The sequence below is a fragment of the Desulfobulbaceae bacterium genome (genome assembly GCA_015231515.1).
Classification (GTDB): domain Bacteria; phylum Desulfobacterota; class Desulfobulbia; order Desulfobulbales; family VMSU01; genus JADGBM01.
Window position 1 is genome coordinate 1 of sequence record JADGBM010000186.1, and the last position, 3,886, is coordinate 3,886.

2 protein-coding genes are annotated in these 3,886 nt (G+C 48.4%); both read right to left on the reverse strand.

Annotation, left to right across the window (positions count from 1 at the left end; all coding sequences use genetic code 11):
* Positions 1-197: 197 nt before the first annotated feature.
* Positions 198-1,985 (reverse strand): aspartate--tRNA ligase, encoded by a 1,788-nt coding sequence (aspS, locus tag HQK80_15885; protein ID MBF0223673.1) that lies wholly within the window; start codon positions 1,983-1,985, stop codon positions 198-200.
* Between the two features lie 253 nt (positions 1,986-2,238).
* Positions 2,239-3,516: a histidine--tRNA ligase gene (locus HQK80_15890; GenBank protein MBF0223674.1), complete on the reverse strand. Its 1,278-nt coding sequence runs from the start codon at positions 3,514-3,516 to the stop codon at positions 2,239-2,241.
* Between the last annotated feature and the right edge of the window lie 370 nt (positions 3,517-3,886).

Genomic DNA, 3,886 nt, shown 5'->3' on the forward strand with positions numbered 1-3,886 from the left:
TGTTGATATTTCCTGAGCCAAAAGGGGAAACGGAGTTAACCGAACCCTTGAGGGAAAATTGCTGGGCTATGTTTTTAAGGTCTTGGTTCACGGGGGTTCAAATATGATGGGAAGAAGGGGGCAAGGAGTGATGATGGTAGCATTTGTGCCCCGCATAACCCCCTTCCCCATGAACTTATTTTCTACCCCTTTTGTTCTCAGTCTTCTTTCCAGTCTGGCCTGAGATGGAGTTCTGTTAACTGTTTACGGGCAACAGCTGACGGTGCATCGGTAAGCGGGCAGGTCGCTTTCTGGGTTTTCGGGAAGGCAATTACGTCGCGAATTGAATCACAGCCTGCCAGAATCATCATAAGGCGGTCAAGGCCAAAAGCAATTCCGGCATGGGGTGGAGCGCCCATTTCTAGAGCGGTGAGCAGAAAGTTGAATTTGTCTTTTGCTTCCTCGTCGGATATGCCAAGGGCCTTGAAGGCTTTGTCCTGCATCTCTTTCTGGTAGATACGTAAACTGCCGCCGCCAATTTCCGTACCGTTTAAGACAAGATCGTAGGCCCGGCTGCGAACTTTGCCGGGGTCTGTTTCAAGAAGATCAAGATCGTCTTCATTGGCCATAGTAAAGGGGTGGTGAACAGCTGTATAGCGGCTTTCATCTTCGTCATACTCAAAAAGAGGAAAATCGGTGACCCACAACAGGTCATAGGTTTTCTTGTCGATCAGGTTCTGCATGCGGGCTAGTTCAAGGCGCAGCTCTGAAAGGGCTTGATGGACAACCTTCGGGGTGTCTGCAACAAAAAAGAGCAAGTCGCCCGGTTTGGCATCTAAGGCAGCGGCCATGTTGGCACGTTCTTCATCGGTAAAAAACTTGGCAATTGGCGACTGCCATTCACCATCTTCCTTCATTTTTACCCAGGCCAGGCCTTTGGCGCCAAATTGGGCGGCATACTCGGTTAAATCGTCAATATTTTTTCGTGAAAAGTTGGCGCAGCCCTTGGCATTAATGCTTTTGACCAGGCCGCCTTTTTTAACCACGGAAGCAAACACTTTAAAGCCGCAATCTTTAACAATCTCTGACAAACTGACCAGCTCAAGCCCGAAGCGCGTATCGGGTTTATCGTTGCCGAAGCGCTCCATCGCCTCTGCATAGGTCAAGCGTTTAAAGGGGGTTGAAACATCAATGTCGATGGTCTCTTTAAAGAGGCTTTTAATCAGGCCTTCAGCGATTGTGTAGATATCTTCCTCATCAACAAAGGATAGTTCCATATCGATCTGAGTAAATTCAGGCTGTCGGTCGGCCCGCAGATCTTCATCACGAAAACATCTGACAATTTGATAATAACGATCCATGCCGGCAACCATCAGCATCTGCTTGAAAAGTTGTGGTGATTGAGGCAGGGCATAGAATTTTCCTGGATTTACCCGGCTTGAGACAAGGTAGTCTCTGGCTCCTTCAGGGGTGGAGCGGGTGAGGATAGGTGTTTCAATCTCCAGAAAATTGTGGGCGTTCAGGTAGTTGCGAACGGCATGGCAGGCCTTATGACGCATGACCAGATTATTCGCCATCTCAGGCCTGCGCAGGTCCATGTATCGATATTTGAGCCGCAACATTTCAGAAACTTCCACTTTTTCATCAAGCGGAAACGGTGGAGTCGGAGAGGTATTCAAGATGCGTAAATTGCTGACCATTACCTCGATTTGGCCGGTTTTGAGGTTCAGATTGGTCATACCCTCTGGTCGGGCTGTAACTGTACCTTCTACCGCCAGGAACCATTCGCTGCGCAGGTCATGGGCTTTAGCATGAACTTCGGCGTTGTGCTCAGGATTAAAGACGATCTGGGTGAGACCGAAGCGATCACGGAGATCAATAAATATAACGCCGCCATGATCACGGCGCCTGAGAACCCAGCCCATCAGGGTGACTTGTTGACCGATATGGCTATCGTTTAAATCATTACAGTAATGAGTTCTTTTTAGTCCACCCATGGATTCCATTGGGTTACTCCTTTCCGGCAAGGCGCCGGAATTAATAATTAGTAATCAATAACGTTTAAAACTTTTTTTTGCCACGAAACCACACACACAAACAAACAAACACAAACACAAACAAACAAACAAACAAACAAACACAAACAACTGCTTTTTTTCGTGTGTTTCCGTGTGCTTCTGTGGCAAATTTAAGCAGTTAAATCTTTAAAGCGCGCGCTCAGAGCGTTAATTTATTACTGCTTGGTAGTACCAAAAAAATTTAAAACTTAGTGCGCAGATTTTCTACCCAGGCGGACAGCTCTCCCGGTAGAGCGATATCTTCCTGCTCGCCGGACGTCATGTTGCGTAATGTTGCCTGGCATTTACTCAGCTCATCATCTCCAATAATCAGCGTATATCGGCAGTTGTTGTTGCCGGACTGTTTCATCTGATTTTTTAAGCTGCGGTTGGCATAATCCATCAGCACTGAGGCGCCGTTGATGCGCAGGGCATGAGACATCGAAAAAGCGGCTTTCTGGGCACTCTCTCCAAGGGCGGCAATGAACAGATCCGGCCCTGCCACAGCAAGCGGCTCTGTAGCTTGTTGCATCAGTAAAACAAGGCGCTCCATACCCATGGCAAAGCCGATACCCGGCAAGTCCGGTCCACCGAGCTGTTTTATCAAGCCGTCATACCGTCCGCCGGCAGCGATTGCGCTTTGCGCCCCAAGTTGATCGGTAAGCAGCTCAAAAGTGGTTTTGGTATAATAATCCAGGCCGCGAACCATAAACGAGTTAACTGTATACGGAATATCCAACTCCTTAAGGCAGGATTCTGTTTTGTTGAAATGGTCGTCACAACCCTGGCAGAGATGGTCAATAATGGAAGGGGCATTAACGTAGTGCTCCTGGCAGGCTGGGTTCTTGCAGTCCAGCACCCGCAAGGGGTTCTTTTGGCGGCGACGTTCACAGTCATCGCATAGATTGCCCTTGCAGCTCTCCAGAAAAGTCAGCAGCGCGGCGTTGAAATCCGGGCGGCAGGCCGGGCAGCCCAGGGAGTTTATCTCCAGGCTTGCAGAAATTTTAAGTTCGGTAAGCACCATCCAGGCCATGGCCATGATCTCGGCATCAAGGGCGGGCTGGTCAGCGCCTAAGGCCTCGACGCTCATTTGATGAAACTGTCGTAAGCGACCCTTCTGAGGTCGTTCATGGCGGAACATCGGGCCTATTGTGAAGAGTTTCTGGACAGGTTTCTGGGCGTGGAGGGAATGTTCAATAAAGGAGCGCAAAACAGAGGCTGTGCCTTCCGGGCGCAGGGTGATCATCTCACCGTTGCGGTCTTCAAAGGTATACATCTCTTTTTCGACGATATCGGTGGTTTCACCAATAGAGCGGGCAAAGAGGCTGGTTTTTTCAATAATAGGGACCTTGATTTCCGAAAAACCAAAACGCTGAAAAACGGATCGGGCAGTTTGTTCAACGGCCTGCCAGATTTCAACTTCGCCAGGGAGAATGTCTTTAAAGCCTTTTAATGCCTTGAGTTTCAACGGGGGCCTCATGCTATGTAAAATTTGTCAAAAACTAAAGAATCTAGCGTAATGGGCTCTAAAAGTCAAGAACAGTAAGGGATAGTGCTCTAATTTTAAAAATGGAAGTGGTGGACGTTCCGACGTGCGGCTTCTGTTTGACAGGATCATGAAAATAGGCTCAAATGCGTTATGTTCTTTATCATATCAAAAATAGTTCCGGTTATAATCGATCCGATGTTTGTTTTCTTCTGCCTTTTTGTGGTTGCGGCTGTTCGCCGTCCAAAGTCAGGCCGGGGCAGGTCTGGTTTTGTGCTGGCTATTCTGCTCCTCTATTGTGCCTCAACGCCAGTGGTTGTTAACCCTCTGTTTGCCCTACTTGAAGGCCAAAAAAGCTTCGAGA